This window comes from Streptomyces sp. NPDC058291 (genome assembly GCF_042880855.1).
Taxonomy (GTDB): domain Bacteria; phylum Actinomycetota; class Actinomycetes; order Streptomycetales; family Streptomycetaceae; genus Streptomyces.
Window position 1 is genome coordinate 1 of the sequence record NZ_JBHVYK010000115.1, and the last position, 22,721, is coordinate 22,721.

General features: G+C 72.2%; 23 protein-coding genes. 10 read left to right on the top strand and 13 right to left on the bottom strand.

Features of this window, described 5'->3' with window-relative positions; all coding sequences use genetic code 11:
* Positions 1-317: 317 nt before the first annotated feature.
* A complete protein-coding gene (locus ACFVYK_RS34690; RefSeq protein WP_389780716.1) occupies positions 318-959 on the bottom strand; it encodes a DNA-3-methyladenine glycosylase in 642 nt (213 codons plus the stop codon).
* A 151-nt stretch (positions 960-1,110) separates the two neighbouring features.
* Between ACFVYK_RS34690 and ACFVYK_RS34695 the strand changes: the two genes are divergently transcribed.
* The 3 genes from ACFVYK_RS34695 (at position 1,111) to ACFVYK_RS34705 (ending at position 3,296) form a co-directional block, all read left to right on the top strand.
* On the top strand, positions 1,111-1,893 hold the full coding sequence (locus ACFVYK_RS34695; RefSeq protein WP_389780717.1) for a sporulation protein: 783 nt from the start codon (positions 1,111-1,113) through the stop codon (positions 1,891-1,893).
* 157 nt (positions 1,894-2,050) lie between these two features.
* Positions 2,051-2,590 carry a YbhB/YbcL family Raf kinase inhibitor-like protein gene (locus tag ACFVYK_RS34700; protein WP_389780718.1) on the top strand — a complete coding sequence of 180 codons (540 nt, stop codon included), beginning with the start codon at positions 2,051-2,053 and terminating at the stop codon, positions 2,588-2,590.
* A gap of 199 nt (positions 2,591-2,789) precedes the next feature.
* A complete protein-coding gene (locus ACFVYK_RS34705) occupies positions 2,790-3,296 on the top strand; it encodes an HNH endonuclease (protein ID WP_389780719.1) in 507 nt (168 codons plus the stop codon).
* An 80-nt stretch (positions 3,297-3,376) separates the two neighbouring features.
* Here the strand turns inward: ACFVYK_RS34705 and ACFVYK_RS34710 are convergent, their stop codons facing one another.
* From ACFVYK_RS34710 to ACFVYK_RS34720, 3 genes are all read right to left on the bottom strand, one after another.
* Positions 3,377-4,345, bottom strand: coding sequence for an SPFH domain-containing protein (locus ACFVYK_RS34710; protein ID WP_389780720.1), 969 nt, complete (start codon positions 4,343-4,345; stop codon positions 3,377-3,379).
* A gap of 142 nt (positions 4,346-4,487) precedes the next feature.
* The gene (locus ACFVYK_RS34715) at positions 4,488-4,919 is read right to left on the bottom strand and encodes an NfeD family protein (RefSeq protein ID WP_389780721.1); all 432 of its coding nucleotides are present in this window, start codon (positions 4,917-4,919) and stop codon (positions 4,488-4,490) included.
* Positions 4,920-4,978: 59 nt separating this feature from the next.
* Complete coding sequence (locus tag ACFVYK_RS34720) at positions 4,979-5,776, bottom strand: ABC transporter ATP-binding protein (protein ID WP_389780722.1); 798 nt, start codon at positions 5,774-5,776, stop codon at positions 4,979-4,981.
* A 151-nt stretch (positions 5,777-5,927) separates the two neighbouring features.
* Here ACFVYK_RS34720 and ACFVYK_RS34725 point away from each other — a divergent pair, with 151 nt between their 5' ends.
* Complete coding sequence (locus ACFVYK_RS34725) at positions 5,928-6,716, top strand: hypothetical protein (protein WP_389780723.1); 789 nt, start codon at positions 5,928-5,930, stop codon at positions 6,714-6,716.
* A gap of 232 nt (positions 6,717-6,948) precedes the next feature.
* Here the strand turns inward: ACFVYK_RS34725 and ACFVYK_RS34730 are convergent, their stop codons facing one another.
* From ACFVYK_RS34730 to ACFVYK_RS34740, 3 genes are all read right to left on the bottom strand, one after another.
* Positions 6,949-7,194: a chaplin gene (locus ACFVYK_RS34730; RefSeq protein ID WP_389780724.1), complete on the bottom strand. Its 246-nt coding sequence runs from the start codon at positions 7,192-7,194 to the stop codon at positions 6,949-6,951.
* A gap of 203 nt (positions 7,195-7,397) precedes the next feature.
* Positions 7,398-8,039: a response regulator gene (locus ACFVYK_RS34735; RefSeq protein ID WP_389780725.1), complete on the bottom strand. Its 642-nt coding sequence runs from the start codon at positions 8,037-8,039 to the stop codon at positions 7,398-7,400.
* Entirely contained in the window at positions 8,032-9,177 is a 1,146-nt protein-coding gene (locus tag ACFVYK_RS34740) for a GAF domain-containing sensor histidine kinase (protein ID WP_389780726.1), read from the bottom strand. Before ACFVYK_RS34740 ends, ACFVYK_RS34735 begins: the two co-directional genes overlap by 8 nt.
* Positions 9,178-9,416: 239 nt before the next feature.
* On the opposite strand from ACFVYK_RS34740, the gene ACFVYK_RS34745 reads away from it, so the two are divergent.
* From ACFVYK_RS34745 to ACFVYK_RS34755, 3 genes are all read left to right on the top strand, one after another.
* Entirely contained in the window at positions 9,417-10,115 is a 699-nt protein-coding gene (locus ACFVYK_RS34745; RefSeq protein ID WP_389780727.1) for an SDR family NAD(P)-dependent oxidoreductase, read from the top strand.
* Positions 10,112-11,233: an S-adenosylmethionine:tRNA ribosyltransferase-isomerase gene (locus tag ACFVYK_RS34750; protein ID WP_389780728.1), complete on the top strand. Its 1,122-nt coding sequence runs from the start codon at positions 10,112-10,114 to the stop codon at positions 11,231-11,233. The genes ACFVYK_RS34745 and ACFVYK_RS34750 overlap by 4 nt, the downstream gene beginning before the upstream one ends.
* Positions 11,234-11,535: 302 nt before the next feature.
* Positions 11,536-12,300: a transglycosylase SLT domain-containing protein gene (locus ACFVYK_RS34755; protein WP_389780729.1), complete on the top strand. Its 765-nt coding sequence runs from the start codon at positions 11,536-11,538 to the stop codon at positions 12,298-12,300.
* A 70-nt stretch (positions 12,301-12,370) separates the two neighbouring features.
* Here the strand turns inward: ACFVYK_RS34755 and ACFVYK_RS34760 are convergent, their stop codons facing one another.
* The gene (locus ACFVYK_RS34760) at positions 12,371-14,911 is read right to left on the bottom strand and encodes an FHA domain-containing protein (protein ID WP_389780730.1); all 2,541 of its coding nucleotides are present in this window, start codon (positions 14,909-14,911) and stop codon (positions 12,371-12,373) included.
* Positions 14,912-15,157: 246 nt separating this feature from the next.
* Here ACFVYK_RS34760 and ACFVYK_RS34765 point away from each other — a divergent pair, with 246 nt between their 5' ends.
* Complete coding sequence (locus ACFVYK_RS34765; RefSeq protein ID WP_389780731.1) at positions 15,158-17,167, top strand: streptophobe family protein; 2,010 nt, start codon at positions 15,158-15,160, stop codon at positions 17,165-17,167.
* A gap of 138 nt (positions 17,168-17,305) precedes the next feature.
* Complete coding sequence (serB, locus tag ACFVYK_RS34770) at positions 17,306-18,520, top strand: phosphoserine phosphatase SerB (RefSeq protein WP_389780732.1); 1,215 nt, start codon at positions 17,306-17,308, stop codon at positions 18,518-18,520.
* A gap of 113 nt (positions 18,521-18,633) precedes the next feature.
* Here the strand turns inward: serB and ACFVYK_RS34775 are convergent, their stop codons facing one another.
* The 4 genes from ACFVYK_RS34775 to ACFVYK_RS34790 form a co-directional block, all read right to left on the bottom strand.
* Complete coding sequence (locus ACFVYK_RS34775; RefSeq protein ID WP_389780733.1) at positions 18,634-19,152, bottom strand: SixA phosphatase family protein; 519 nt, start codon at positions 19,150-19,152, stop codon at positions 18,634-18,636.
* Between the two features lie 236 nt (positions 19,153-19,388).
* Positions 19,389-19,595 carry a hypothetical protein gene (locus tag ACFVYK_RS34780; RefSeq protein WP_389780734.1) on the bottom strand — a complete coding sequence of 69 codons (207 nt, stop codon included), beginning with the start codon at positions 19,593-19,595 and terminating at the stop codon, positions 19,389-19,391.
* A gap of 289 nt (positions 19,596-19,884) precedes the next feature.
* Positions 19,885-20,001, bottom strand: coding sequence for an SGM_5486 family transporter-associated protein (locus ACFVYK_RS34785; RefSeq protein WP_389780735.1), 117 nt, complete (start codon positions 19,999-20,001; stop codon positions 19,885-19,887).
* Between the two features lie 43 nt (positions 20,002-20,044).
* Positions 20,045-21,466, bottom strand: a complete 1,422-nt coding sequence (locus tag ACFVYK_RS34790; protein WP_389780736.1) for a CynX/NimT family MFS transporter — start codon at positions 21,464-21,466, stop codon at positions 20,045-20,047.
* An 82-nt stretch (positions 21,467-21,548) separates the two neighbouring features.
* Between ACFVYK_RS34790 and ACFVYK_RS34795 the strand changes: the two genes are divergently transcribed.
* Positions 21,549-22,238, top strand: a complete 690-nt coding sequence (locus ACFVYK_RS34795) for a FadR/GntR family transcriptional regulator (RefSeq protein ID WP_389780737.1) — start codon at positions 21,549-21,551, stop codon at positions 22,236-22,238.
* Here the strand turns inward: ACFVYK_RS34795 and ACFVYK_RS34800 are convergent.
* Positions 22,219-22,551: a hypothetical protein gene (locus tag ACFVYK_RS34800; protein ID WP_389780738.1), complete on the bottom strand. Its 333-nt coding sequence runs from the start codon at positions 22,549-22,551 to the stop codon at positions 22,219-22,221. The genes ACFVYK_RS34795 and ACFVYK_RS34800 overlap by 20 nt on opposite strands.
* Positions 22,552-22,721 lie beyond the last annotated feature (170 nt).

Here is a 22,721-nt window from a genome sequence, read left to right on the forward strand (position 1 = left end):
CTTTCCTCCGGGCGCTTCCCTTCGGTCTTGCGTTTCCGACTCTATCAGACCGTTTTCTCGATCCGATTCCCTGTCGGCGGGATTGTCGTGGGCCTTTGGGTTTTCGCCCCGTCGGCCTCTCGACATTCACTACGTTAGCCGATTCCCTCTGCAACTCATAATCGAGTTCCGCCGGGTGGAATTCAGGCATGCAGGCATGCCGAATTCGCTCCCGCTGAGGGACGTCGTAGGTAGTGGGTTGGCCGCTTCCGGCTGCAGGCGATCGCCGTACCCGGGTCAAGCGGCTTGGGCTACGTTACGCGCCGTCCACGGGCGAGTCAACTTCGGCGGCGCCTGGGGACGTGTGCCCGGTAGGGGCTCACCGTCGGGTCGTCGGCGACCCAGTAGCGCCATGGGTGGGCGGCGCCGTCGCCCGACACTCCGGTGCGCGGACCGCTGCGCACATGGTCGGAGGGGACCGCGGTGCCCGTCAGGATCCGCAGGGGGGTCTCCCCTGCGGCGCAGGCGTCCGTGCCGTCGAGGGCTCGGTCCACGTCCAGAGCGGTGGCCAGGCGGGCGGGGCCTTTGGCCAGTTCCCTGTCGTCCCGGGCCGAGAGTCGACGTTTACGCGCCTGCTCGGCTCCCTCGACGATCTCGCCGGCGCGGAGCAGGACGGCGCTCGCCACGCCCTGGGGGCCGCAGACGAGGTTCATGCAGTGCCACATGCCGTAGGTGAAGTAGACGTACACGTGTCCGGGCGGGCCGAACATCACGCCGTTGCGGGCCGTGGGGCCGCGAAACGCATGGGACCCGGGGTCGTTCCCGCCGTCGTAGGCCTCGACCTCCGTGATGCGCAGGGCGATCGGGCCCTCGGGGGTCGTGCGGACGAGCAGACGGCCCAGAAGATCGGGGGCCACCTCCAGGACAGGGCGGTCGAAGAAGGTCCTGGGCAGGGGCGTACGGTCGGTGGTCGCGATCATGCCCTCCGAGCGTAGTGCAGACGGGCGGGTGCGTCGGGGTGGTCAGCGGGCGCTCGGCTTGTCAGGGTGTGGGGCGCGGAACCGGCCACGTCGGGATCGCGTTTGTAGGGATCGAGGGATCCCGTCCGAAGAAGGTCGTAGAGGGAGAATCATGGCGTTCAAGAAGCTGCTCGCGAGTCTGGGGGCCGGCGGGGCTTCGGTCGAGACGGTGCTGACCGAGGTCAACGTCGTTCCGGGCGGTGTCGTCCAGGGCGAGGTGCGGATCCAGGGCGGATCCGTCAACCAGCGGATCGAGGGGCTGTCGGTCGGGCTGCAGGCCAAGGTCGAGGTCGAGAGCGGCGACCAGGAGTACAAGCAGGACATCGAGTTCACGAAGCAGCGGCTCGGGGGCGCCTTCGAACTGCAGGCGGGGGCCGTTCACGCGGTGCCGTTCGGGCTGGAGATCCCCTGGGAGACGCCGGTCACGATGATCGACGGCCAGGCGCTGCGCGGGATGAACATCGGGGTGACCACGGAGCTGGAGATCGCTCGCGCCGTGGACTCCGGTGACCTGGACGCGGTCAACGTGCACCCGCTGCCCGCGCAGAAGGCCATCCTGGACGCCTTCATCCAGCTGGGCTTCCGCTTCAAGAACGCGGACCTCGAGCGCGGTCACATCCGGGGCACGCGGCAGAGGCTGCCGTTCTACCAGGAGATCGAGTTCTTCCCGCCGTCGCAGTACCGGGGGCTGAACCAGGTCGAGCTGAGCTTCGTGGCCGACGAGCACGCGATGGACGTCGTGCTGGAGATGGACAAGAAGCCCGGTCTGTTCAGCGAGGGCAGCGACACGTTCCGCTCGTTCCAGGTGGGCCTGAGCGACTACCAGGGCACCGACTGGCCGGCGTATCTCAACCAGTGGCTGTCCGAGGTCGGCAGCAAGCGCAACTGGTTCTAGGACCCGGACGAAGGACTGAGGCGGGAAGCGGGCCCGGAGTGCCGTACGGCGTTCCGGGCCCGCTGCGCTGTGCGCGTGCCGTGCCCGTCTCGGGTGACGGGCACGAAGGTCGTAGGCTCCGAGGGAGTGCCTTTCCGATCGATCAGGAGGTGTCGAGGTGACCGAGCTGAAGAGGCGGCCGCTGCCCCACGATTTCCATCCGCCGGTGCCGTCGTTCACGGTCACGAGCGAGGACGTCGAGGAAGGGGCGAAGCTCAAGGACGCCCAGGTCCAGTCCGCGGGGAACACCTCGCCGCAGTTGCGGTGGGAGGGGTTCCCGGCCGACACCAAGAGTTTCGCCGTGACCTGCTACGACCCCGACGCTCCTACCGGCAGCGGGTTCTGGCACTGGGTCGTGTTCGACATCCCGGCCTCGGTGACCGAACTGCCGGCGGGCGCGGGCAGCGACACGTTCGCGGGACTGCCGGAGGGCGCCGTGCAGGCGCGCAACGACTACGGCGGCAAGGACTTCGGCGGGGCGGCGCCGCCGCCGGGGGACGGGCCGCACCGGTACGTGTTCACCGTGTACGCGGTGGACCAGGAGAAGCTCGGTCCCGACTCGGACGCCTCGCCGGCCGTGGTCGGGTTCAACCTGCGGTTCCACACCCTCGGCCGCGCGCAGCTGATCGGTGAGTACGAAGTTCCCGCGGAGGGATGAGTCAGCTCATCGTTCTGGGAACGTTTGCCCGCCTCTGGTCTTGGAAGTGATCAGAGGCGGGCATTTTTTGTTGCCGGGGGTCGCGGGGGTCACCTCCCGTGGGAGCAGCAGATATTGCGTTGTCCATCTCGGCGTGCCCGGCCAGAGTTGATCCCAGCCCGCCAGGGGGCGGGCCGGTGCACACAGGAGGTGGGCTGGTATGCGGGACACGCTGGTGCTGAACGCGAGCTTCGAGCCGCTGTCGACGGTGACGTTGAACCGAGCCGTCGTTCTGGTGCTGCAGGACAAGGCCGTCGTCGAACAGGCCCACCCCGAACTGCGGATGCGCGGAGTGGAGGTCGACATCCCCGCGCCTCGGGTGATCAGGCTGTGCAGATACGTACGGGTGCCCTTCCGAAGACAAGCGCCGTGGTCGAGGCGGGGGGTGCTGGTCAGGGACCGGCACCGGTGCGCGTACTGCGGTCGTCGGGCGACGACCGTGGACCACGTGGTGCCGCGGGCGCAGGGTGGTCAGGACTCGTGGCTGAACACCGTCGCCTCGTGCGCCGAGGACAATCACCGTAAGGCGGACCGGACTCCGGAGCAGGCGGCGATGCCGTTGCTGCGTCGGCCCTTCGAGCCGACGCCGGCGGACGCGATGCTGTTGGCGCTGGGGCAGGACGACCTGGCGGCGTTGCCGGAGTGGCTGGCGCTGGACGCCGCGTAGTCCCGCTTCCGTATGCGGCCGGGGCCCGCCTTCGCTCGGAAGGCGGGCCCCGGTCGCGTCTGCGGTCGGCGGGTCGGCTGTCAGTCGATGGAGGGCTTCTCGCGGCGTTCGTTGCCGCCGCCGTTACCGTTGCCGTTGCCGTTGCCGGAGTTGTTGCCGCCCGAACCGCCGCCGAAGGGGCCGAAGTTGCCCATGGCGCCGGACAGTCCCTTCAGGGCGTCGCCGATCTCGCTGGGTACGATCCAGAGCTTGTTGGCGTTGCCTTCGGCGATCTTCGGGAGCATCTGGAGGTACTGGTAGGACAGGAGCTTCTGGTCGGGGTCGCCTGCGTGGATGGCCTCGAAGACCGTGCGCACGGCCTGGGCCTCGCCCTCGGCGCGCAGGGCGGCCGCCTTGGCCTCGCCCTCGGCGCGCAGGATCTGCGACTGCTTCTCGCCCTCGGCGGTGAGGATGGCTGCCTGCCGGGTGCCTTCGGCGGTGAGGATGGCGGCGCGCTTGTCGCGGTCGGCGCGCATCTGCTTCTCCATCGAGTCCTGGATGGAGGTGGGCGGTTCGATCGCCTTGAGCTCGACGCGGTTGACGCGGATGCCCCACTTGCCGGTGGCCTCGTCGAGGACGCCGCGCAGGGCCGCGTTGATCTCCTCGCGGGAGGTGAGGGTCCGTTCCAGGTCCATGCCGCCGATGATGTTGCGGAGCGTGGTGACGGTGAGCTGCTCGATCGCCTGGATGTAGCTGGCGACCTCGTAGGTGGCGGCCCGGGCGTCGGTCACCTGGTAGTAGATGACCGTGTCGATGTTGACGACCAGGTTGTCCTGGGTGATCACCGGCTGGGGCGGGAACGGCACGACCTGTTCGCGCAGGTCGATGCGGTTGCGGATGGTGTCGATGAACGGGACGACGATGTTGAGGCCGGCGTTCAGCGTGCGCGTGTAGCGGCCGAAGCGCTCCACGATGGCGGCGCTGGCCTGCGGGATGACTTGGATCGTCTTGATCAGGGCGATGAAGACCAACACCACCAGAATGATCAGGACGATGATGACCGGTTCCATCGCGGCTCCCCGTACCCTTCTCCGCCTCAGCGCTTTCGGAAGATCTTATGTCTGTTGAAGATCTTGCTGGTCGAGTCTGACAGACCGTCGTGCGGCCCGCGAGGTGTTCGGTCGACTTGCGTGGTGCGGGAGTTGGGCAAGGTCAGATGACGATCGCCGTGGCCCCCTCGATGTCCACGACGTCGACTTCCTGCCCCACGTCGTAGGCGCGGTCCCTGTCGAGCGAGCGCGCCGACCAGATCTCTCCGGCGAGCTTGATGCGCCCGCCCGAGCCGTCGACGCGCTCCAGCACGACGGCCTGCTTGCCCTTCAACGCGTCCACTCCGGTGGCCAGTCGGGGGCGCTGTCTGCTGTGCCGGATCGCGATGGGGCGGACGACGGCGATGAGTGCGACGGAGACGACGATGAACACGAGGACCTGGGCCACGGCGCCCAGGCCGAGGCCGGCGGCGACGGCGGCGGCCACGGCGCCGACCGCGAGCATGCCGAACTCGGGCATCGCGGTCACCACGAGCGGGATACCGAGCGCTGCCGCGCCGACCAGCCACCACACCCACGCGTCGATGTCGTTCACAGGGTCATGGTAGGGCCGGGGTCTCGTCGCCGACAGGGCGCGAGGGGGTCGGCACGGGGTCAGGACAGGGGCAGACCCTGGGCCGTCCAGCGCTCGCCGACCTGCTCCACGACGAGCGGGAGGCCGAAGCAGAGGGAGAGGTTGCGGGAGGTGAGCTCGAGCTCGACGGGGCCCGCGGCGAGGACCTTGCCCTGGCGGATCATGAGGACGTGGGTGAAGCCGGGGGCGATCTCCTCGACGTGGTGCGTGACCATGATCATCGAGGGTGCGATGGGGTCGCGGGCGAGGCGGCCGAGACGGCGGACGAGGTCCTCGCGGCCGCCGAGGTCGAGGCCGGCGGCCGGCTCGTCGAGGAGCAGCAGCTCGGGGTCGGTCATCAGGGCGCGGGCGATGAGGGTGCGCTTGCGCTCGCCCTCGGAGAGGGTGCCGAACTTCCGGTCGAGGTAGTCGCTCATGCCGAGGCGGTCGAGGAAGGCGCGGGCGCGCTGCTCGTCGACGTCCTCGTACTCCTCCTGCCAGCCGGCCGTCATGCCGTACGCGGCGGTCAGCACGGTCTGCAGGACGGTCTGGCGCTTGGGGAGCTTGTCGGCGAGGGCGATGCCGGCCATGCCCACGCGCGGGCGCAGCTCGAAGACGTCGGTGCCGGGCTTGCCGAGCGGCTCGCCGAGGACGGAGACGTCGCCCGAGCTCGGGAAGAGGTAGGTCGACGCGATGTTCAGGAGGGTGGTCTTGCCGGCCCCGTTCGGACCGAGGATGACCCAGCGCTCGCCCTCCTTGACCGACCAGGAGACCTGGTCCACGAGAGCCCGGCCCTCACGGACCACGGATACGTCCTGAAGCTCCAGAACATCGCTCATGAGCGCGTTGTCTCCCCTTGCAGTGTGGCCGGTCGGTTGTCGCGGGCGCCTGTGGCACGGACCGCCGCGCGTGGGTGGCGCGGCCCTCCGGGAAAATCTACGCCACCGGTCGGGCGGGCCGTTCCATCGGTCCGGTCCTTAGGCTGGGGGCATGCTTTCGGAACCGCGCTCTGGTCGCCTTGCCGCTTGGGGAAATGCCCTGTTGGCCGGATTCGTCTCGCCTGACGACGCCGTGCTCGCCGTCGTCGGGGAGGACGCCGTCCACCGGGTGGAGGGGCTGCCGGGCGAGTCCGCGCCCGTCGGCCTCACGCTCGCGTGGGGGCGGCTGCGGACGCTCGGGGTGAGCGGGCTGCGGGTCGCGCTGCCCGTGTCCGGCCATCCGCTGGGGTTGAGCGGACCGCCCGAGTTCAACGCGCGGGCGCTGGACGCGCAGGAGGCCGTGGTCTGTCACGGCGCCGGGTACGGGCTGGTGCCCGAGGTGTCGGAGGCCGGCCCGGCCGGGGACGTGCACGTGGAGGTGGTGTGGCACTGTCTGCCGGTGCGGGAGGCGCCGCCGGCGGACGTGCCGTCGCTGGGCGAGGCCGAACGGGAGCTGGCGGAGGCTCTGCGCGACGCCACGGCGGTGTTGTCGCGGCTGGACGTCGCCGGGTCGGGGCCGGTGGCGGAGGCGGCGATCGACGCGTACCGGGCGCGGTCGGAGCGGGGGCGGGAGGTGCTGGCGCCGGGGTATCCGCCGCGGGCGGTTCGGGTGCTGGAGCTGGCGCAGCGGGTGGGGCTGCTGGTGTCCCTCGCCGAGGGGAACGGGCACGGGGGCGCGGTCAGTTCCGCGGAGATGGCCGCGCGCTCCGAGGCGTTGCGGCCGGTCGAGCGGACGGCTCGGCGGGCGCTGGTGGCCGCGTACAACTCCATGGTCGAGGAGCGGGAGCGGGGGGTTCGGTGAGCGGGCGGTTCGGTGAACGGGGGGCTGTGCGGTGGCGGTCGGCTTCCTGAGTCGGTGTGCGCCTGTTCGGCGGCCGCGTCGGCAGGCGTTCTCCCTCCTTGGGCCTTGAAGGGGTCTCGTCTTCGCCGCCGGGCTGCCGGCGGGGAGGGGGCGTCGGGAGCCGCCGTCGTGCGCGCAGGGGCCCGCGCGTTCTCGTCGACGCTCGGGCCCCTGCGTGGTCCTGGCCGCGAGGTCAGCGGTTGACGCCCGTGTTGCCGAACGCCGGGTTCAGCAGGCCGATCACGTTGACGCTGTTGCCGACCACGTTGACCGGGACGTTGACCGGCGCCTGCACGAGGTTGCCCGAGACGACGCCCGGCGAGCCCTTGGCCTCGCCGAGGGCGGTGGCGCCGTCGGCGGCGGAGGCCAGACCGGCGCCCGCGGCCACCAGGCCGCCGGCCACCATCGTCACAGCCGCTGCCTTCTTCAGGTTCTTCACTTCTGAGCCCTCCTCGCGATCGCCGCGGCAATCGCCGCGGCATGCAAGGAGAACGGCGGAGATCGTCGGAGGATGCGCCATCCGGGGGACATTCCCACGACGGTATGAATCTCGGATCGGAAGTCAACCTTCCATGTTGCCGGCCGACGGTTGTCGGCGGTCGCCGGTCGACGCGCGTCGGCTCGTCGCCTCATCGGCTCGCTTCAGCCGGCCACGCCGTGGCGTACGGCCCACAGGGCGGCCTGGGTGCGGTCAGCGAGGTCGAGCTTCATCAGGATGTTCGACACGTGCGTCTTGACGGTCTTCTCGGACAGGACCAGGGCGCGGGCGATCTCGCGGTTGGAGCGGCCGTCCGCTATCAGGCCGAGCACCTCGCGCTCCCGTTCGGTCAGCGAACCGCCGCGGCCCTGGCCCGAGTTGGCCTCGTCCTGGGAGAGGAGCGCGCCGGCCACCTCCGGCTGGAGCAGGATGTGGCCGGCGTGGACCGAGCGGATGGCGCCGGCCAGGGCGTCGGGGTCCACGTCCTTGTAGACGTAACCGGCGGCGCCGGCGCGCAGGGCGGGGACGACGGTTCGCTGCTCGGTGAAACTGGTGACGATCAGCACGCGCGCGGGGTTGGCCAGTTCGCGGAGTCTGCGCAGGGCGTCGACGCCGTCCATGCCGGGCATCTTGACGTCCATCAGGACGACGTCGGGCCGCAACTCCTCGGCGAGGGCGACCCCTTCGGCCCCGTCGGCCGCCTCGCCGACGACCTCGATGTCGTCCTGCACCTCCAGGAAGGTGCGCAGCCCCCGGCGGACGACCTGGTGGTCGTCGACGAGCATCACCTTGATTGCGTCAGCCACCGGGAGCCTCCATCTCGATCGTGGTGCCCTCGCCGGGCGCCGATTCCACCGTGAGCGTGCCGCCGACGCCGCTCGCCCGGTCTCGCATCGACACCAGCCCGAGATGGCGGCCGGCCCGGCGGACCGTCGACGGATCGAAGCCGCTGCCGTCGTCCGTGACGCGCAGCACGGTGTCCTGGCCGCGTTTGTGCAGGGTGACGTCGACACGGTCCGCGCCGGAGTGGCGCAGGGCGTTGTGCAGGGCCTCCTGGGCGACCCGCAGGAGGGCCTCCTCCTGGGCGGCGGGCAGGGCCCGTACGCCGGTGCTGGTGAAGGTCACGCGGGCGGTGTGGGCCCGGTCGAGGACCTGGACGTGGGTGCGCAGGGTGGCGACCAGGCCGTCCTCGTCGAGCGCGGCCGGCCTCAACTCGACCACGGCGGCGCGCAGTTCGTCAGCGGCCTCGGCGGCGAGGGCGGCGACCTGCTGCAGTTCGCCCTTGGCGCGCGTGGGGTCGCGGTCGACGAGGGCCGCGGCGGCCTGGGCCGTCAGGCGTAGCGAGAACAGCTTCTGGCTGACGGCGTCGTGCAACTCGTGGGCCAGCCGGGAGCGTTCCTCGGCGATGGTCAGTTCGCGGCTGCGCTCGTACAGGCGGGCGTTGGTGAGGGCTATCGCGGCGTGCTGGGCGAGGATCGAGAGCAGTTCCTCGTCGTCCTCGGTGAAGCCGCAGCCGCCCTCGGGCTTGGCGCAGTTCTTGTTGGCGAGGAAGAGGGCGCCGATGACCTCGTCGCCGTCGCGGACGGGCAGGCCCAGGAAATCGGACATCTCGGGGTGGGCGGAGGGCCAGCCCTCGAAGCGCGGGTCCTTGCGCACGTCGGCGAGGCGCTCGGGCCTGGCCTCGTGGAGCATCGCCGCCAGGATGCCGTGCTGGCGGGGCAGGGGCCCGATGGCCTTCCACTGCCGGTCGCTGACGCCGTCCACGACGAACTGGGCGAAGCCCCCGTGGTCGTCGGGGACGCCCAGGGCGGCGTACTGGGCGTTCAGCAGTTCACGGGCGGAGGCGACGATCGTCTTGAGGACGTCGCGCACCTCCAGGTGCCTGCTCATGGCCAGCAGCGCGGAGCTCACCGCGGCGAGGCCGGACCGGGGGCCTTGACTCATGCCCTCACGGTACCGGCGGGGTCCGACAGCGCGGATCCGACCGATGACGGCCGCCGACGGGACGGGAGACCTAGGGCCGAGGTCTGGGGCATGTCGGCCTACGCCGTGCGGACCGGGCGGGGGGTGTACGACGAAGGGACCCTGCCGCCTGCGTCCCGCGTCCGAGGCGGGAGCGGCGGGCCCGTTCCTAGGTTGGGGTCACCGCCGAGCGGAGGCGGTCGGACGAGGGGACGGTTGTCATGCCGGTAGCGATCATCACGGGCGCCTCGAAGGGGCTGGGGCGGGCGTTGGCCGAGGCGCTGGCGGCGCGCGGCTGGGACCTGGTGCTCGACGCCAGGACGGCACAGGCGCTGAAGGCGACGGCGGCGTCCGTGGCGTCGTACGGGACCCGGGTCGAGGCCCGTGCGGGGGACGTCGCCGATGCCGGGCACCGGGCGGAGCTGGTGGCGGCCGCCCGGCGGCTCGGGGGTTGCGACCTGCTGGTGAGCAACGCGAGCGCGCTGGGCGCGGAGCCGCTGGTGCGGCTGGAGGAGCTGTCCCTGGACGGGCTGCGGCGGGCGCTGGAGGTCAATGTGGTGGCGGCCCTGGGCCTGGTCCAGGAGGCGCTGCCGCTGTTGCGCGGGGCGTCGGCGGGGGCGGTGGTCGCCGTCAGCTCGGACGCGGCCGTCGAGGCGTACACGACGTGGGGCGGGTACGGGGCGTCCAAGGCGGCGCTGGACCGGCTCGCGGCCGTGCTCGGGGAGGAGGAGCCGGGCCTGCGGGTGTGGGCGGTGGACCCCGGGGACATGGCCACGGACCTGTACGCGGCGGCCGTCCCGGACGACGACGGCCCCCGTCCCTCTCCGGCCGCGGTGGCGCCCGCCTTCCTCCGGCTGCTGGACGAGCGTCCGGCGAGCGGGCGGTACGCGGCTCCGGCGCTCCTGGGGGGACGGCGATGACGCTGACGGCGGGGCTCCCGCACGAGCCCGCGCACGGGTGGCGCAGGGTGCCCGAGGAGTTGTCGGCGCGAGTGCCGGCCGAGCAGCGCGGGCCGGGGCGGGGCCGGGACGACGTCCGGCTGCTGGTGTCGCGGGGGACGGCGGTGGCGCATCACGCGTTCCGGGAGCTGCCGGGTCTGCTGCGGGCCGGGGACGTGCTGGTGGTGAACACGTCCCCGACGCTGGCGGCGGCCGTGGACGGGCGGATCGGGCACGCGCGCGTGGTGGTGCACTTCTCCACGCGCGGGGACGACGGGCGGTGGGCGGTCGAGCTGCGCGATCCGGACGGGGCGGGCACGACGCGCCCGCGGGCGGGCGGGCCGGCGGGTACGCGGGTGCGGCTGCCCGGAGGGGTCCGGCTGACCGTGGAGGAGCCGCTGGTCCCGGGCGGCGGGCGGTTGTGGTGGGCCCGGGTCTCTCCCGGCGGGGCCGTGCCGGGGCTGCTGGGGGAGTACGGGCGGCCCATCCGGTACTCCTACACGGAGCGGGACCAGCCGCTGTCCGTCTACCAGACGGTCTTCGCCCTGCCGTCGGCCGACGGGTCGGGCAGTGCGGAGATGCCGAGCGCTGCGCGGCCCTTCACCTCCGGCCTGGTGACCGAGCTGGTGAGCCGTGGGGTGCTGTTCGCGCCGGTCACGCTGCACACCGGGGTCGCTTCGGCGGAGGTGCACGAGCCGCCGTATCCGGAGCGGTTCGCGGTGCCCGAGTCGTCGGCGCTGCTGATCGGCGCCGTGCGGGCCGGGGGCGGACGGGTGATCGCCGTCGGGACGACCGCCGTGCGGGCGGTGGAGTCGGCGGCCGGCGACGACGGGGTGGTCCGCGCGCGTGCGGGGTGGGCGGATCTCGTCGTCACTCCCGCGCGCGGGGTGCGGGTGGTGGACGGGCTGCTGACCGGGCTGCACGAGCCGGAGGCCTCGCATCTGCTGATGCTGGAGGCGGTGGCGGGGCGGGCGGCGATCGAGCGCGGCTACGACGAGGCGCTGCGCGGGCTCTACCAATGGCACGAGTTCGGGGACGTGCACCTCGTTTTGCCGGAGCAGGGCCCTGACGCACAGCATTGCTTTGGCAACCTGCTGTGAGAACGATCTGAGGGGGGTGTGAGCCCGCACATAGGGCGCACATCACGTACTAGGGTCATTAGGAGACAAAGGGGTGCCGGGTGAACGGGGCAGATGGTTCCATCTGTCCCGATTTGCCCTTCCCTGATCCACTATCGAGGATCGTACGTCACACCTTTGCCTGGGCATTTTGCGGCCGCTAAGAATTGCTCTCGTCGCTCAGCGCCGTGGGTTCAGCCCGCGGCGCTCGTGCCGAAAGCACCCGCTGTCCGCCGTCGGACGAAGTGAGCGACCTCCGCGCTAATTCGAAGAGGTCCTTCCGCATGCCCAAGAACACTCACAAGATCGCGTTCGCCGGTGCGGCCACCCTCGGTGCCGCCGCCCTCGCCTTCTCCGTGGTGCCGGCCGACGCGCAGACGACCACTACGGACGCCGTCTCCTCGGCCCGGGTCGCCTACAGCTCCCAGCCGGTGCAGGACGTCAAGGCCAGTGTGACCGACCAGCTGGCCACGACGAGCGTGAAGGTCGACGCCATCGAGGCGAAGAAGAAGGCCGCCGCCGACGCCGCAGCCAAGAAGAAGGCCGCGGCCGCCAAGGCCGTCGCCGCCAAGACCGCCGCCGCGAAGAAGAAGGCGGCCGCCGAGGCCGCCGCGCACAAGAAGGCTGCGGCCGCGCACAAGAAGGCCGCGGCCTCGCGCAAGGCCCAGGAGGCCGCGAACCGGTCCGCCAAGCGCGCCGCGATCAAGAAGGCCGTCGTCCGGCACTACGCGAACAACCTTGACGGCTGGATCAAGCACTCCCTGGACATCATGAAGTCCAAGGGCATCCCGGGCAGCTACCACGGGCTGCACAAGAACATCATGCGGGAGTCCTCGGGCAACCCGCAGGCGATCAACGACTGGGACATCAACGCCATCAACGGCATCCCGTCCAAGGGTCTGCTGCAGGTGATCCCGCCGACGTTCACGGCGTACCACGTCGCCGGCACGTCCTGGAACATCTACGACCCGGTCGCCAACATCACCGCCGCCGCGAACTACGCGGCCGACAAGTACGGCTCGATCGACAACGTGAACAGCGCGTACTGACGCCCCCCACGCGCGAAGGGCGGCGCCTCCCCGGTCGGGGGGCGCCGCCCTTCGGCGTCGTACGCAGGGACTACTTGCGCATGACCTCGGGCTCGTGGCGGCGCAGGAAGCGGGCCACGAAGAAGCCGCAGATCACGCCGAGGACGATCAGCGCGGCCATGTCCAGACTCCAGGCGCCGACGGTGTGCTCCCACAGCGGGTCCGTGCCGCCGCCGTCCTTGGGCGGGCTGATCTTGTTGAAGTCCAGCGTGGCGCCGGCGGCCGCGACGGCCCAGCGCGAGGGCATCAGGTACGAGAACTCGTTGACGCCGACCGCGCCGTTCAGGGTGAACAGACAGCCGGTGAACACGACCTGGATGATCGCGAACATGACCAGCAGCGGCATGGTCTTCTCGGCCGTCTTCACCAGCGACGAGATGACCAGGCCGAACATCATCGAGGTGAAGCCCAGCGCCATGACCGGGATGGAGAGCTCGACCATGGTCGCGCTGCCGAGGACCAGGCCCTCCTTGGGGATCTCCCGGCTCGCGAAACCGATCACCCCGACCAGCAGGCCCTGCAGCACCGTGACCACGCCGAGCACGAACACCTTGGACATCAGGTACGCGGAACGGGACAGGCCGGTGGCCCGTTCCCGCTCGTAGATGACCCGTTCCTTGATCAGTTCACGGACCGAGTTCGCCGCGCCCGCGAAGCAGGCGCCCACCGCGAGGATCAGCAGCACGGTGGTGGCCGTGCCGTTGGGGATGATCCGCCCGGTCTTCGGGTTGACCGGGTTGGGCAGCAGGCTGTTGCCGGAGTCGATGAGCAGGCTCACCGCGCCGAGGACGGCCGGCAGGATCACCGTCAGGGCGAGGAAGCCCTTGTCCGAGGCGATCACCGACACATAGCGGCGCACCAGCGTGACGAACTGCGACATCCACCCCTGCGGCTTCGGCGGCTTCATCGCCTGCATCGGCGGCATCTGTACGGACTGCGGCGCGATGGCGTCGATGTCCGCGGCGTACATCTGGTAGTGCTGCGAGCCCTTCCAGCGGCCCGCCCAGTCGTAGTCGCGGTAGTTCTCGAAGGCGGAGAAGACATCGGCCCAGGTGTCGTAGCCGAAGAAGTTCAGCGCCTCCTCGGGCGGCCCGAAGTAGGCGACGGCGCCGCCCGGTGCCATCACCAGCAGCTTGTCGCAGATCGCGAGTTCGGCCACCGAGTGGGTGACCACCAGGACCGTGCGGCCGTCGTCGGCGAGGCCGCGCAGCAGCTGCATGACATCGCGGTCCATGCCCGGGTCGAGGCCGGAGGTCGGCTCGTCCAGGAAGATCAGCGACGGCTTGGTGAGCAGCTCCAGGGCCACCGAGACGCGCTTGCGCTGGCCGCCGGAGAGGGAGGTGACCTTCTTCTCCTTGTGGATGTCCAGCTTCAGCTCGCGCAGCACCTCGTCTATGCGGGCGTCGCGCTCGGCGGCCGTGGTGTCGGCCGGGAAGCGGAGCTTGGCCGCGTACTTCAGGGCCTTCTTGACGGTCAGTTCCTTGTGCAGGATGTCGTCCTGCGGGACCAGACCGATGCGCTGGCGCAGCTCGGCGAACTGCTTGTAGAGGTTGCGGTTGTCGTAGAGGACGTCGCCCTGGTTGGCGGGCCGGTAGCCGGTCAGCGCCTTGAGCAGCGTCGACTTGCCGGAGCCGGACGGTCCGATGACCGCGATCAGCGACTTCTCCGGGACGCCGAAGGAGACGTCCTTGAGGATCTGCTTGCCGCCGTCGACCGTCACCGTCAGATGGCGGGCCGAGAAGGAGACCTCACCGGTGTCGACGAACTCCTCGAGCCGGTCGCCGACGATGCGGAACGTCGAGTGGCCGACGCCGACGACGTCGGACGGGCCGAGCTGGACCGAGCCGCCCTTGGGGATGGGCTGGCCGTTGACGTAGGTGCCGTTGTGCGAGCCGAGGTCGCGGATCTCCATCCGGCCCTCGGGCATCGAGTGGAACTCGGCGTGGTGACGGGAGACCTGGAGGTCGGAGACGACCAGCTCGTTCTCCAGCGCACGGCCGATGCGCATCACCCGGCCGAGGGAGAACTGGTGGAACGTGGTCGGGCTGCGGTCGCCGTAGACCGGCGGCGCCCCCGCGCCACCACCGGGCACCTTCTGGACGTACGGCTCGCCCGCGCCCTGCTGCGGCACGTGCGGCGCCTGCTGCGGCTGCTGCGGTTGCTGCCAGCCGGCCTGCGGCGCCTGTCCGGACTGCTGCTGCGGCGCGCCCTGCTGGGCCCAGCCCGGGTTCGCGGCCTGCGCGGCGTACGGCTGTTGCCGGGGCTGCGCGGCGGGCGCCTGCGCTCCCGAGACGCTCACCCGCGGTCCGTCGGTCGCGTTGCCCAGGTGCAACGCCGAACCGGGGACGAGCTCCAGCTGATGGATCCGCTGCCCCTGCGCGAACGTGCCGTTGGTGCTGCCGTGGTCCTCGACGACCCAACTGCGGCCGTTGTGGCTGACCGTGGCGTGTCGCCAGGAGACCCTGGCGTCGTCGAGGACGATGTCGCCCTGCGGATCACGTCCGAGGGTGTATGACCTGGACGGATCGAGCGTCCAGGTGCGTCCGTTCAATTCCAGTACGAGTTCCGGCACTCCAGCCCCACTGAGTTGTCCCCCGAATTAGCCCCATCGACGGGGAGTCTAGGGATGTCGAACATCGGGGGGAACTATTTCAGTAGCGGCCCCCTGACCGAAAGTCGGGCCTTGTGAAGAGCCCGCGCGCACGGGTCGGCCGTTCCCGTTGACGGGGTGGAAAACGGCCCGGAGAGTGGTAAAAGCACGCGAGGGGGACGGAAGCGGCGATCTTCGCCGTTCCGCACCGCGGATCGGGGGGTCTGCATGAGGGCCGGCACGAGCGCCGAAGGCGGCGGGAGCACGATGCGCGCCGGGGGCGTGCCGTGGACGGACGTGCTGCTGGCCGCTGTCGCGGCGGTGAGCTGGGCGTTGATCGGGATGGCCGGGACCGCGGCGCTCGGGCTGCATCTGCTGAAGGCGGACGCGGCAGGCTCGTTGGGCACGATGACGGCCGCCGTGGTGGCCTTGGGGGCGGGCGGCTCGGTCACTCCCTCCGGTGACGTGTCCGCCTTCGGGCTGTCGGGCGCGCAGGCGGACACGGCCGTCGAGATCACGCCACTCGGGGTGAGTCTGGTCGGCGCGCTGCTCCTGTCGTGGTTCTTCCTGCGGTCCCTGCGCACGGCCGGCGCGGTGATCGCCCCCGCCGAACTCGTCGCGCGCGCGGGGGCGGTGGTCGCGCTGTTCGTGGCGATGCTCGGCGGACTCGCCTGGGCGGGACACGACGTCATCACGCTCGACGGAAGCGCGCTGGGCCTGGACGGCCTGCCCGGCACGGGCGGGGGCGGCGGGGGCGGCGGCCTGGACATCCCCGGGCTGGGGGACGTCGGGGACGTCGGCGGGCTGCTGCCCGACCGGCTCGGCGACCTGGTCCACGCGAAGGCGGCCGTCGGCTTCACCGTGGACACCGCGCCCACCCTCCTCGGCGGTCTCGGCTGGTCGCTCGGCATCCTGCTGATCGCCCTGCTCGCCTCGCGCCGCTCGCCGTTGCCACACGGCTGGCAGGCGGTGCACCGCGTGGTGCGGCCGGCGGCGTCCGCCGTCGTCACGGTCGCACTGATCGCGGTGGCGGCCGGGTTCGCGGCGGCGGCGTACGCGGCGATCGGCGACGACCACCCCCGGCGGATCGCGGGGGCGGCGCTGCTCGGCGCTCCGAACGGGGTCTGGCTGGGCATCCCGATCGGCCTCTTCGTGCCGTGGGACGGCCAGGCGAAGGGCGCTCTGACGACCGTCCTGCCCGCCCCGCTGGACGGTCTGCTGGGGGTGGGCACGCGGCAGCCGGTGACGCTGGGCCGGCTGGCCGAGCTGGACGGACGCGTGTGGCTCCTGGCGGTGGCGGCGGCACTGATCATGCTGCTGGCGGGAGTGCTGACGGCGGTGCGGACGCCGTGGGGGGCGTCGATGCCGCGGACCGGGCCGGTGGCGGGAGCAGCCGGATCGGGGCCCAGGGGAGCGGTCGGCTCCCGGGGCGCGGGTGCCGACGTCCCGGCGAGTGGGGCCGGGGGGCCGGGGGGCGGGGCTCGCGGAGGCGGCGCCGGCGGGTTCGTCGGGTGGTGTGCCGTGCGGCTGGGGTCCGCGACCGCGCTGGCGTTGCCGTCGGCGGCCTGGTCGACGGACGTCTCGGTGAACGCCTCGCTGTCCGTGCTGGGCTTCGACGCCTTCGGGGCCGGGATCGAGCTGCACGGGCGCCTCGGCACGGCGTTGCTGCTGGGCGCCCTGTGGGGAGCGGGCGCGGGGGCGGTCGGCGCGTCGCTGGCCTGCGCCACGGGCGCCGCGGGACGACTGGCCGCGCCGGCGGCGCGCGGCGACGCGGGCCGGGGCGGGGGCGCGGCCGTCCGGCTCCCGGCGCCTTCGGGGTACGCGGACGACCTGGCCGGGCCGTATGCGCCGGGCGGGCCCTCGTACCGGCCGCCCAACCCGGCCACCAACCCTTATCTGCGGGTCCCGGACCACCTGCGTGGTCCGGCTGGGGACGCCGGGCCGGGGGCCGGGCCGAAACCCAGGTCAGGGACGGGACCGGGGCCCGGAGCGAAACCGGGGGCGGGAGCGGGCCACGGCGGCACGACCGATCGGCCACGGTCCCACGAGGGCTCAGGGCGCGAGGAACCCCCGCCGCCGGGCCCGGACGACGTCTACGGCGCCCCGACCGTGGCGCGTCCGATCGGGCCGCCGCCGCGCGCTCCCCGTGAGCGGCCGTCGTCCGGCCCGGACGACGGCCCGCCGCCGCCCCCTCCCCCACCGCCGCGGGGTCCGAGGACGCCGCGTGGACCGCGGTGACGAGGCCGGTTGGCGGAGCCGGGCAATCGGCAACCGTCCGTCGAGGCGCACGTCACCTCGCCGTCGTCCACTGTTCCCTGTCCGTCAGGCGGACCTGGGCGGCGAACGGCGCCGGGTGCCGGATACGGTGGGTGCACCATGAGCGCTTCGCAGACCTCGCCCTCCGACGTCCCCACGCTCCTTGTCAAGATCTTCGGCAAGGACAGGCCGGGCATCACGGCCGGCCTCTTCGACACCCTCGCCGCCTACTCCGTCGACGTGGTCGACATCGAGCAGGTCGTCACGCGGGGCCGGATGGTGCTGTGCGCGCTCGTGACCGAGCCGCCGGCCGGGCTGGAGGGCGACCTGCGGTCCACGGTCCACAGCTGGGCCGAGTCGATGAAGATGCAGGCGGAGATCATCTCCGGCCTCGGCGACAACCGGCCGCGCGGTCTCGGGCGGTCGCTGGTCACCGTGCTCGGTCATCCCCTCACCGCGGAGGCGACAGCGGCGATCGCCGCGCGGATCACCAAGGCCGGCGGCAACATCGACCGTATCTTCCGGCTGGCCAAGTACCCCGTCACCGCCGTCGAGTTCGCCGTCTCCGGTGTGGAGGCCGGGCCTTTGCGCACCGCCCTGGTCACCGACGCGGCGGTGCTCGGCGTGGACGTCGCCGTGGTCGACGCGGGGCTCTACCGGCGGGCCCAGCGGCTCGTCGTCATGGACGTCGACTCCACCCTCATCCAGGACGAGGTGATCGAGCTCTTCGCCGCCCACGCCGGCTGCGAGGACGAGGTCGCCGAGGTGACGGCGGCCGCGATGCGCGGCGAGCTCGACTTCGAGCAGTCGCTGCACGCGCGGGTGGCCCTGCTGGAGGGACTGGACGCCTCGGTGGTGGACAAGGTGCGCGCCGAGGTGCGGCTGACGCCGGGTGCGCGCACACTGATCCGGACGCTGAAGCGGCTCGGCTACCAGGTGGGCGTGGTCTCCGGCGGCTTCACCCAGGTCACCGACGATCTGCAGGAGCGGCTCGGGCTGGACTTCGCGCAGGCCAACACGCTGGAGATCGTCGACGGCAGGCTGACCGGACGGGTCACCGGCGAGATCGTGGACCGTGCGGGCAAGGCGCGGCTGCTGCGCCGGTTCGCCGCCGAGGCGGGTGTCCCGCTGTCGCAGACCGTCGCGATCGGGGACGGCGCCAACGACCTCGACATGCTCAACGCGGCCGGTCTCGGAGTCGCCTTCAACGCCAAGCCGGTGGTGCGCGAGGCGGCGCACACGGCGGTGAACGTGCCGTTCCTGGACACCGTGCTGTACCTGCTGGGCATCACCCGCGAAGAGGTCGAGGCCGCGGAGACGCACGACGAGCAGTAGCCTCCGCACGGCGGGCGTCGGCGACGCCCCACCCGCGAAAGGACGAGCCCCGCGGAAGGACGAGCAGGGCCCGGCGCCGGAGCGGTGCCGGGCCCTCGTGCGTGCCGGTCAGGTCACTCCTCGGGGGCCCAGTAGTCGAGCAGCGCGGCCGCGCCCGGCTCCAGTGCCTTCCAGGAGCCGTCGAAGGAGACGACGGCGAAGGCGGCGGCCGGGAAGCCCCGGCGTCGCATGCGCTCGCCCGCGTCACCCTCGGACCGGCCGGAGAGGATCTCGGCGAGGCCCTGGATCCCGGGGTTGTGGCCGATCACGACGATGTTGCGCACGTCGTCGGGGCTCTCGTTGAGCAGGGCGATCAGCTCGCCCGGGGAGGCCTCGTAGATCCGCTCCTCGTAGACGGTTTTCGGCCGCTGCGGGAACTCATGGACCGCGATCTTCCAGGTCTCCCGGGTGCGGATCGAGGTGGAGCACAGGGCCAGGTCCACGGGGATGCCGGTGTCGGTCAGCTTGCGTCCGGCGACGGCCGCGTCCTTACGGCCCCGCTCAGCGAGCGGGCGCTCGTGATCGGCCACCTGTGGCCAGTCGGCTTTCGCATGGCGGAAGAGGACGATCCTGCGGGGTTCTTCGACGCTCATGCGTCCCAGCTTCGCATGAAACAGGCCAGCAGGCGCAGGGAGTTGACAGGGGGCTCCACCAGCGGTCGCGAGCCGCCCGGAGCTGCTCCGGCCGGTGCGGCGGCCCCTCTCACAGGTACGCGGACGGCGCGGCGGGCGCGTGGACGGCGGGCGGCGCGGCGGGCGGGCAGTGCGGCGCGGCGGGCGGGCGGCGCGGTACCGGTACCGGTACCGGCACGGGGGCGGGGGCCGCCGTCCTAGCGGGCGATCAGTATCTGTACGCGCTCGACGAGGTGGCTGATCACCGGGTCGCCGCCGGCCGCCTGGGCGTCGGCGGGGTTGAGTATCAGCAGGAGAAGGGTGACGAAGGCGAGGGTCGGGAGGGCGAGGGCCCACCAGGGCAGCCGGGCGCCGACGCCGCCGGGGGCGGCCGGGTGGGGCCGGGTGTGCGTTGGGGCCGACATGGGCGCCTCCGTCGTCTTCGAGTGGTCCATGGACCGTGGCGGTGATCGCTGCCCGCGGTCACCCTTCGAAGGTACGGAATCGGCGGCGGTCCACCCATCCGGTGATCCACCCACTTGACCCTGACCTTCACCCCCTAGGGGAACGGGGGGTTACCCCCTTGATCCCGGCCCCTGTCCCCGCTCCGCCGACGCCGTTTCAGGCCGGACGGGCGGACAGGCGGACGGGCGGAGAGACGAGGGCGGTGGAGGCGCGGGGCTGGTCGGAGCGCAGGGCTGGTGGGGCGGGGCGTCAGGGCAAGGCGAGGGTCGCGACGACGGCGATGATCACGAAGATGATCAGGAACGAGCCGAAGACGAGCAGCATCTTCTTCTGGCCGTTCCGCGGATTCGGGTCCATCACTGGCATGCCGCCAGTCTCGCACCCCGGGCCCCCGGCGGCCGCGCCGGGGTCAGCGCGCGGCGGCCTCGTCCTCCACCGTGCGGTCGCGGCCGGCCAGGACGCCCACGACGGTCTGCGGGACCATCAGGGCCGCCATGAGCACGAGGGGCAGCCCCCAGCCGCCGCTGTGCTGGTAGAGCACGCCCACCAGCAGCGGGCCCGGGATGGAGATCAGATACCCGGTGCTCTGCGCGAAGGCCGACAGCTGGGCGACGCCCGCGCCGGTCCTGGCCCGCATGCCGACCATCGTGAGGGCCAGTGGGAAGGCGCAGTTGGCGATGCCGAGCAGCACGGCCCAGGCCCAGGCCCCGGCGGCGGGCGCGAGGTAGAGGCCGGCGTAGCCGACGAGGCCGCAGGCGCCGAGCGCGACCACGATCGGGCCCTGCCGGGGCAGCCGGGTGGCGACGCGCGGGATGACGAAGGCCAGGGGCACGCCCATCGCCATCGTCACGGCGAGGAGCACCCCGGCCGTGCTCGCGGACACGCCCGCGTCCCGGAAGATCTGCGGCATCCAGCCCATGGTGATGTAGGCGGCGGTGGCCTGGAGGCCGAAGAAGACGGCCAGGGCCCAGGCGGTCCGGCTGCGGGTGACGCGCAGCGCGGTGACGGGCGGCAGGACCCCGCGCGCGTGATCGTGCGCGGCGGGCCCCGGCACGCGCGCCGACCGCGCCGAGCCCTCCTCCCGCGCCTGCCCGGCGGGCTGCTCGCCTGGCTCCTGCGCCGACCGTCGGCCCTGCGGCTCCCGGGTCGGCCCCGCGGCGTCCGGCGTCGTGCGGCCGCCGGGTTCCGTCCCCCGGTCGCGTACCAGCGGCAGCCACGGCAGGACGGCGGCGGCCGCCAGCCCCGCCCACACCGCGAGCCCGGTGCGCCAACTGCCGCCCAGCGCCTCGGTCATGGGGACGGTGACCGCGGCGGCTGCCGAGGTGCCCAGGGCGAGGGCCATCGAGTACAGGCCGGTCATCGAGCCGACCCGGTCGGGAAAGTGCCGCTTGACGATGACGGGCATCAGGACGTTGCTGACGGCGATGCCCATGAGGGCCAGGGCGCTGCCGGCGAGGAACCCGGCGGTGCCCCCGACGTACGGGCGTACGAGCAGTCCGGCCGTGATGGCGGCCATGCCCGCGCAGACCACCGCGCCCGGCCCGAAGCGGCGGGCGAGGCGCGGGGCCATGACGCCGAAGGCGGCGAAGCAGAGCGGGGGCACGGAGGTGAGCAGCCCGGCCACGCTGCCGCTCATGCCGAGCCCGTCGCGGACCTCTTCGAGGAGCGCGCCGAGGCTGGTGATGGCGGGGCGGAGGTTGAGGGCGGCCAGGACGATGCCGACGACGAGCAGTCGTGTCGTCCGCGCGCGCGGGGCGACGCGCGGGCGGGGCCCGCTCCGCGCGGCGGCGGGGAGGGGCGGGGACGTCGTGCGGGTCTGCTCGCTTGCCATGCCGTCCATCATAGAATCATAGGATGATTGGTTGTCCATGCCCGCGCGCCCCTCGGCGGCCCGGGCCGTGCGAAGGTGTGCCATGCCCCTGAGTCATCCCCGCCGCTCGGCGCTTTCCGAGCAGGTCATCGCCGCGCTGCGCACCCAGATCACCTCGGGCGAGTGGCCGGTGGGCGCGCGCATCCCCACCGAGCCCGAGCTGGTGGAGCAACTGGGCGTCGCGCGCAACACCGTCCGCGAGGCGGTCCGCGCCCTCGCGCACAACGGTCTGCTGGACATCCGGCAGGGATCGGGCACCTATGTCGTGGCGACCAGCGAGCTGGCGGGCGTGATGCACCGCCGCTTCGCGGACGCCGACCCCGGGCACATCGCCGAACTGCGCGCCACGCTGGAGTCGAGTGCGGCCGAACTCGCGGCCGAGCGGCGCACCGAGAAGGACCTCAAGCAGTTGGACGCGCTTCTGCTGCGGCGGGAGGAGGCGTGGGAGTCGGGCGACGCGGAGGCCTTCGTGACGGCGGACGCCACCTTCCACCTGGCGGTGGTGGCGGCCTCCCACAACGACGTCATGACGGCGATGTACGCGGACCTGGGCGAGGTGCTGCGGGACTGGCTGCGCGAGGACGTCGGTGAGGAGCTGACGCCCGAGACGTACATGGACCACTCCCGGCTGGTGGACGCGGTCCGCGCGGGCGACGCGCAGGCGGCCGCGGTGGAGGCGGCCGCCTACCCGCTGCTGTGCCGGCCCGGACGGTTCACCGCTTCCGATGACTGACCCAGGCCGACCCGACCTCCTTCCAGCAGCGGCCGGTCAGCCGCACGGACCGGGCGGGCTCGACGTCGGTGGGGGTGCCGTCGGTGTCCACGTCCCACCAGCGCTCGCACTCGATGTGCAGACCGACTCGGTCGGTGTCGGCGTAGGGGTTGTGGCAGTGGGCGACGACGCGGGAGCCGCCGACCTGGATCCTGCACTCCGCGCCGAACGGCTCGGGGCGCTGCACGCGCGCGTGGCCGTGCGCGCCGTACGGCGGACACAGGACGAGGGCGACGGCGGCGATCACGGGGGCGAGACGACGGAACAGGCGCACAAGGGAACCTCCTCGGCAGAGCTGGGGAGGGAGGTGGGTGGGGGACGCGCACTCAAGAATGCCTGGTCGGCAACGTCGGCCGCCCGGTCAGCTGGGCCGAACGAGTGACGGGTGAGGGCCCCCCTCCCCAACGAAGCGGGCCCCCACCCCACCGCCGCGACTCACCCGCA

What these genes read in the sequence shown, in the direction of transcription:
- ACFVYK_RS34690 (WP_389780716.1), bottom strand. Translation starts at nt 959, where the DNA reads ATGATCGCGACCACCGACCGTACGCCCCTGCCCAGGACCTTCTTCGAC.
- ACFVYK_RS34695 (WP_389780717.1), top strand. Translation starts at nt 1,111, where the DNA reads ATGGCGTTCAAGAAGCTGCTCGCGAGTCTGGGGGCCGGCGGGGCTTCG.
- ACFVYK_RS34705 (WP_389780719.1), top strand. Translation starts at nt 2,790, where the DNA reads ATGCGGGACACGCTGGTGCTGAACGCGAGCTTCGAGCCGCTGTCGACG.
- ACFVYK_RS34710 (WP_389780720.1), bottom strand. Translation starts at nt 4,345, where the DNA reads ATGGAACCGGTCATCATCGTCCTGATCATTCTGGTGGTGTTGGTCTTC.
- ACFVYK_RS34720 (WP_389780722.1), bottom strand. Translation starts at nt 5,776, where the DNA reads ATGAGCGATGTTCTGGAGCTTCAGGACGTATCCGTGGTCCGTGAGGGC.
- ACFVYK_RS34725 (WP_389780723.1), top strand. Translation starts at nt 5,928, where the DNA reads ATGCTTTCGGAACCGCGCTCTGGTCGCCTTGCCGCTTGGGGAAATGCC.
- ACFVYK_RS34740 (WP_389780726.1), bottom strand. Translation starts at nt 9,177, where the DNA reads ATGAGTCAAGGCCCCCGGTCCGGCCTCGCCGCGGTGAGCTCCGCGCTG.
- ACFVYK_RS34745 (WP_389780727.1), top strand. Translation starts at nt 9,417, where the DNA reads ATGCCGGTAGCGATCATCACGGGCGCCTCGAAGGGGCTGGGGCGGGCG.
- ACFVYK_RS34750 (WP_389780728.1), top strand. Translation starts at nt 10,112, where the DNA reads ATGACGCTGACGGCGGGGCTCCCGCACGAGCCCGCGCACGGGTGGCGC.
- ACFVYK_RS34755 (WP_389780729.1), top strand. Translation starts at nt 11,536, where the DNA reads ATGCCCAAGAACACTCACAAGATCGCGTTCGCCGGTGCGGCCACCCTC.
- ACFVYK_RS34765 (WP_389780731.1), top strand. Translation starts at nt 15,158, where the DNA reads ATGAGGGCCGGCACGAGCGCCGAAGGCGGCGGGAGCACGATGCGCGCC.
- serB (WP_389780732.1), top strand. Translation starts at nt 17,306, where the DNA reads ATGAGCGCTTCGCAGACCTCGCCCTCCGACGTCCCCACGCTCCTTGTC.
- ACFVYK_RS34775 (WP_389780733.1), bottom strand. Translation starts at nt 19,152, where the DNA reads ATGAGCGTCGAAGAACCCCGCAGGATCGTCCTCTTCCGCCATGCGAAA.
- ACFVYK_RS34780 (WP_389780734.1), bottom strand. Translation starts at nt 19,595, where the DNA reads ATGTCGGCCCCAACGCACACCCGGCCCCACCCGGCCGCCCCCGGCGGC.
- ACFVYK_RS34785 (WP_389780735.1), bottom strand. Translation starts at nt 20,001, where the DNA reads ATGCCAGTGATGGACCCGAATCCGCGGAACGGCCAGAAGAAGATGCTG.
- ACFVYK_RS34790 (WP_389780736.1), bottom strand. Translation starts at nt 21,466, where the DNA reads ATGGCAAGCGAGCAGACCCGCACGACGTCCCCGCCCCTCCCCGCCGCC.
- ACFVYK_RS34795 (WP_389780737.1), top strand. Translation starts at nt 21,549, where the DNA reads ATGCCCCTGAGTCATCCCCGCCGCTCGGCGCTTTCCGAGCAGGTCATC.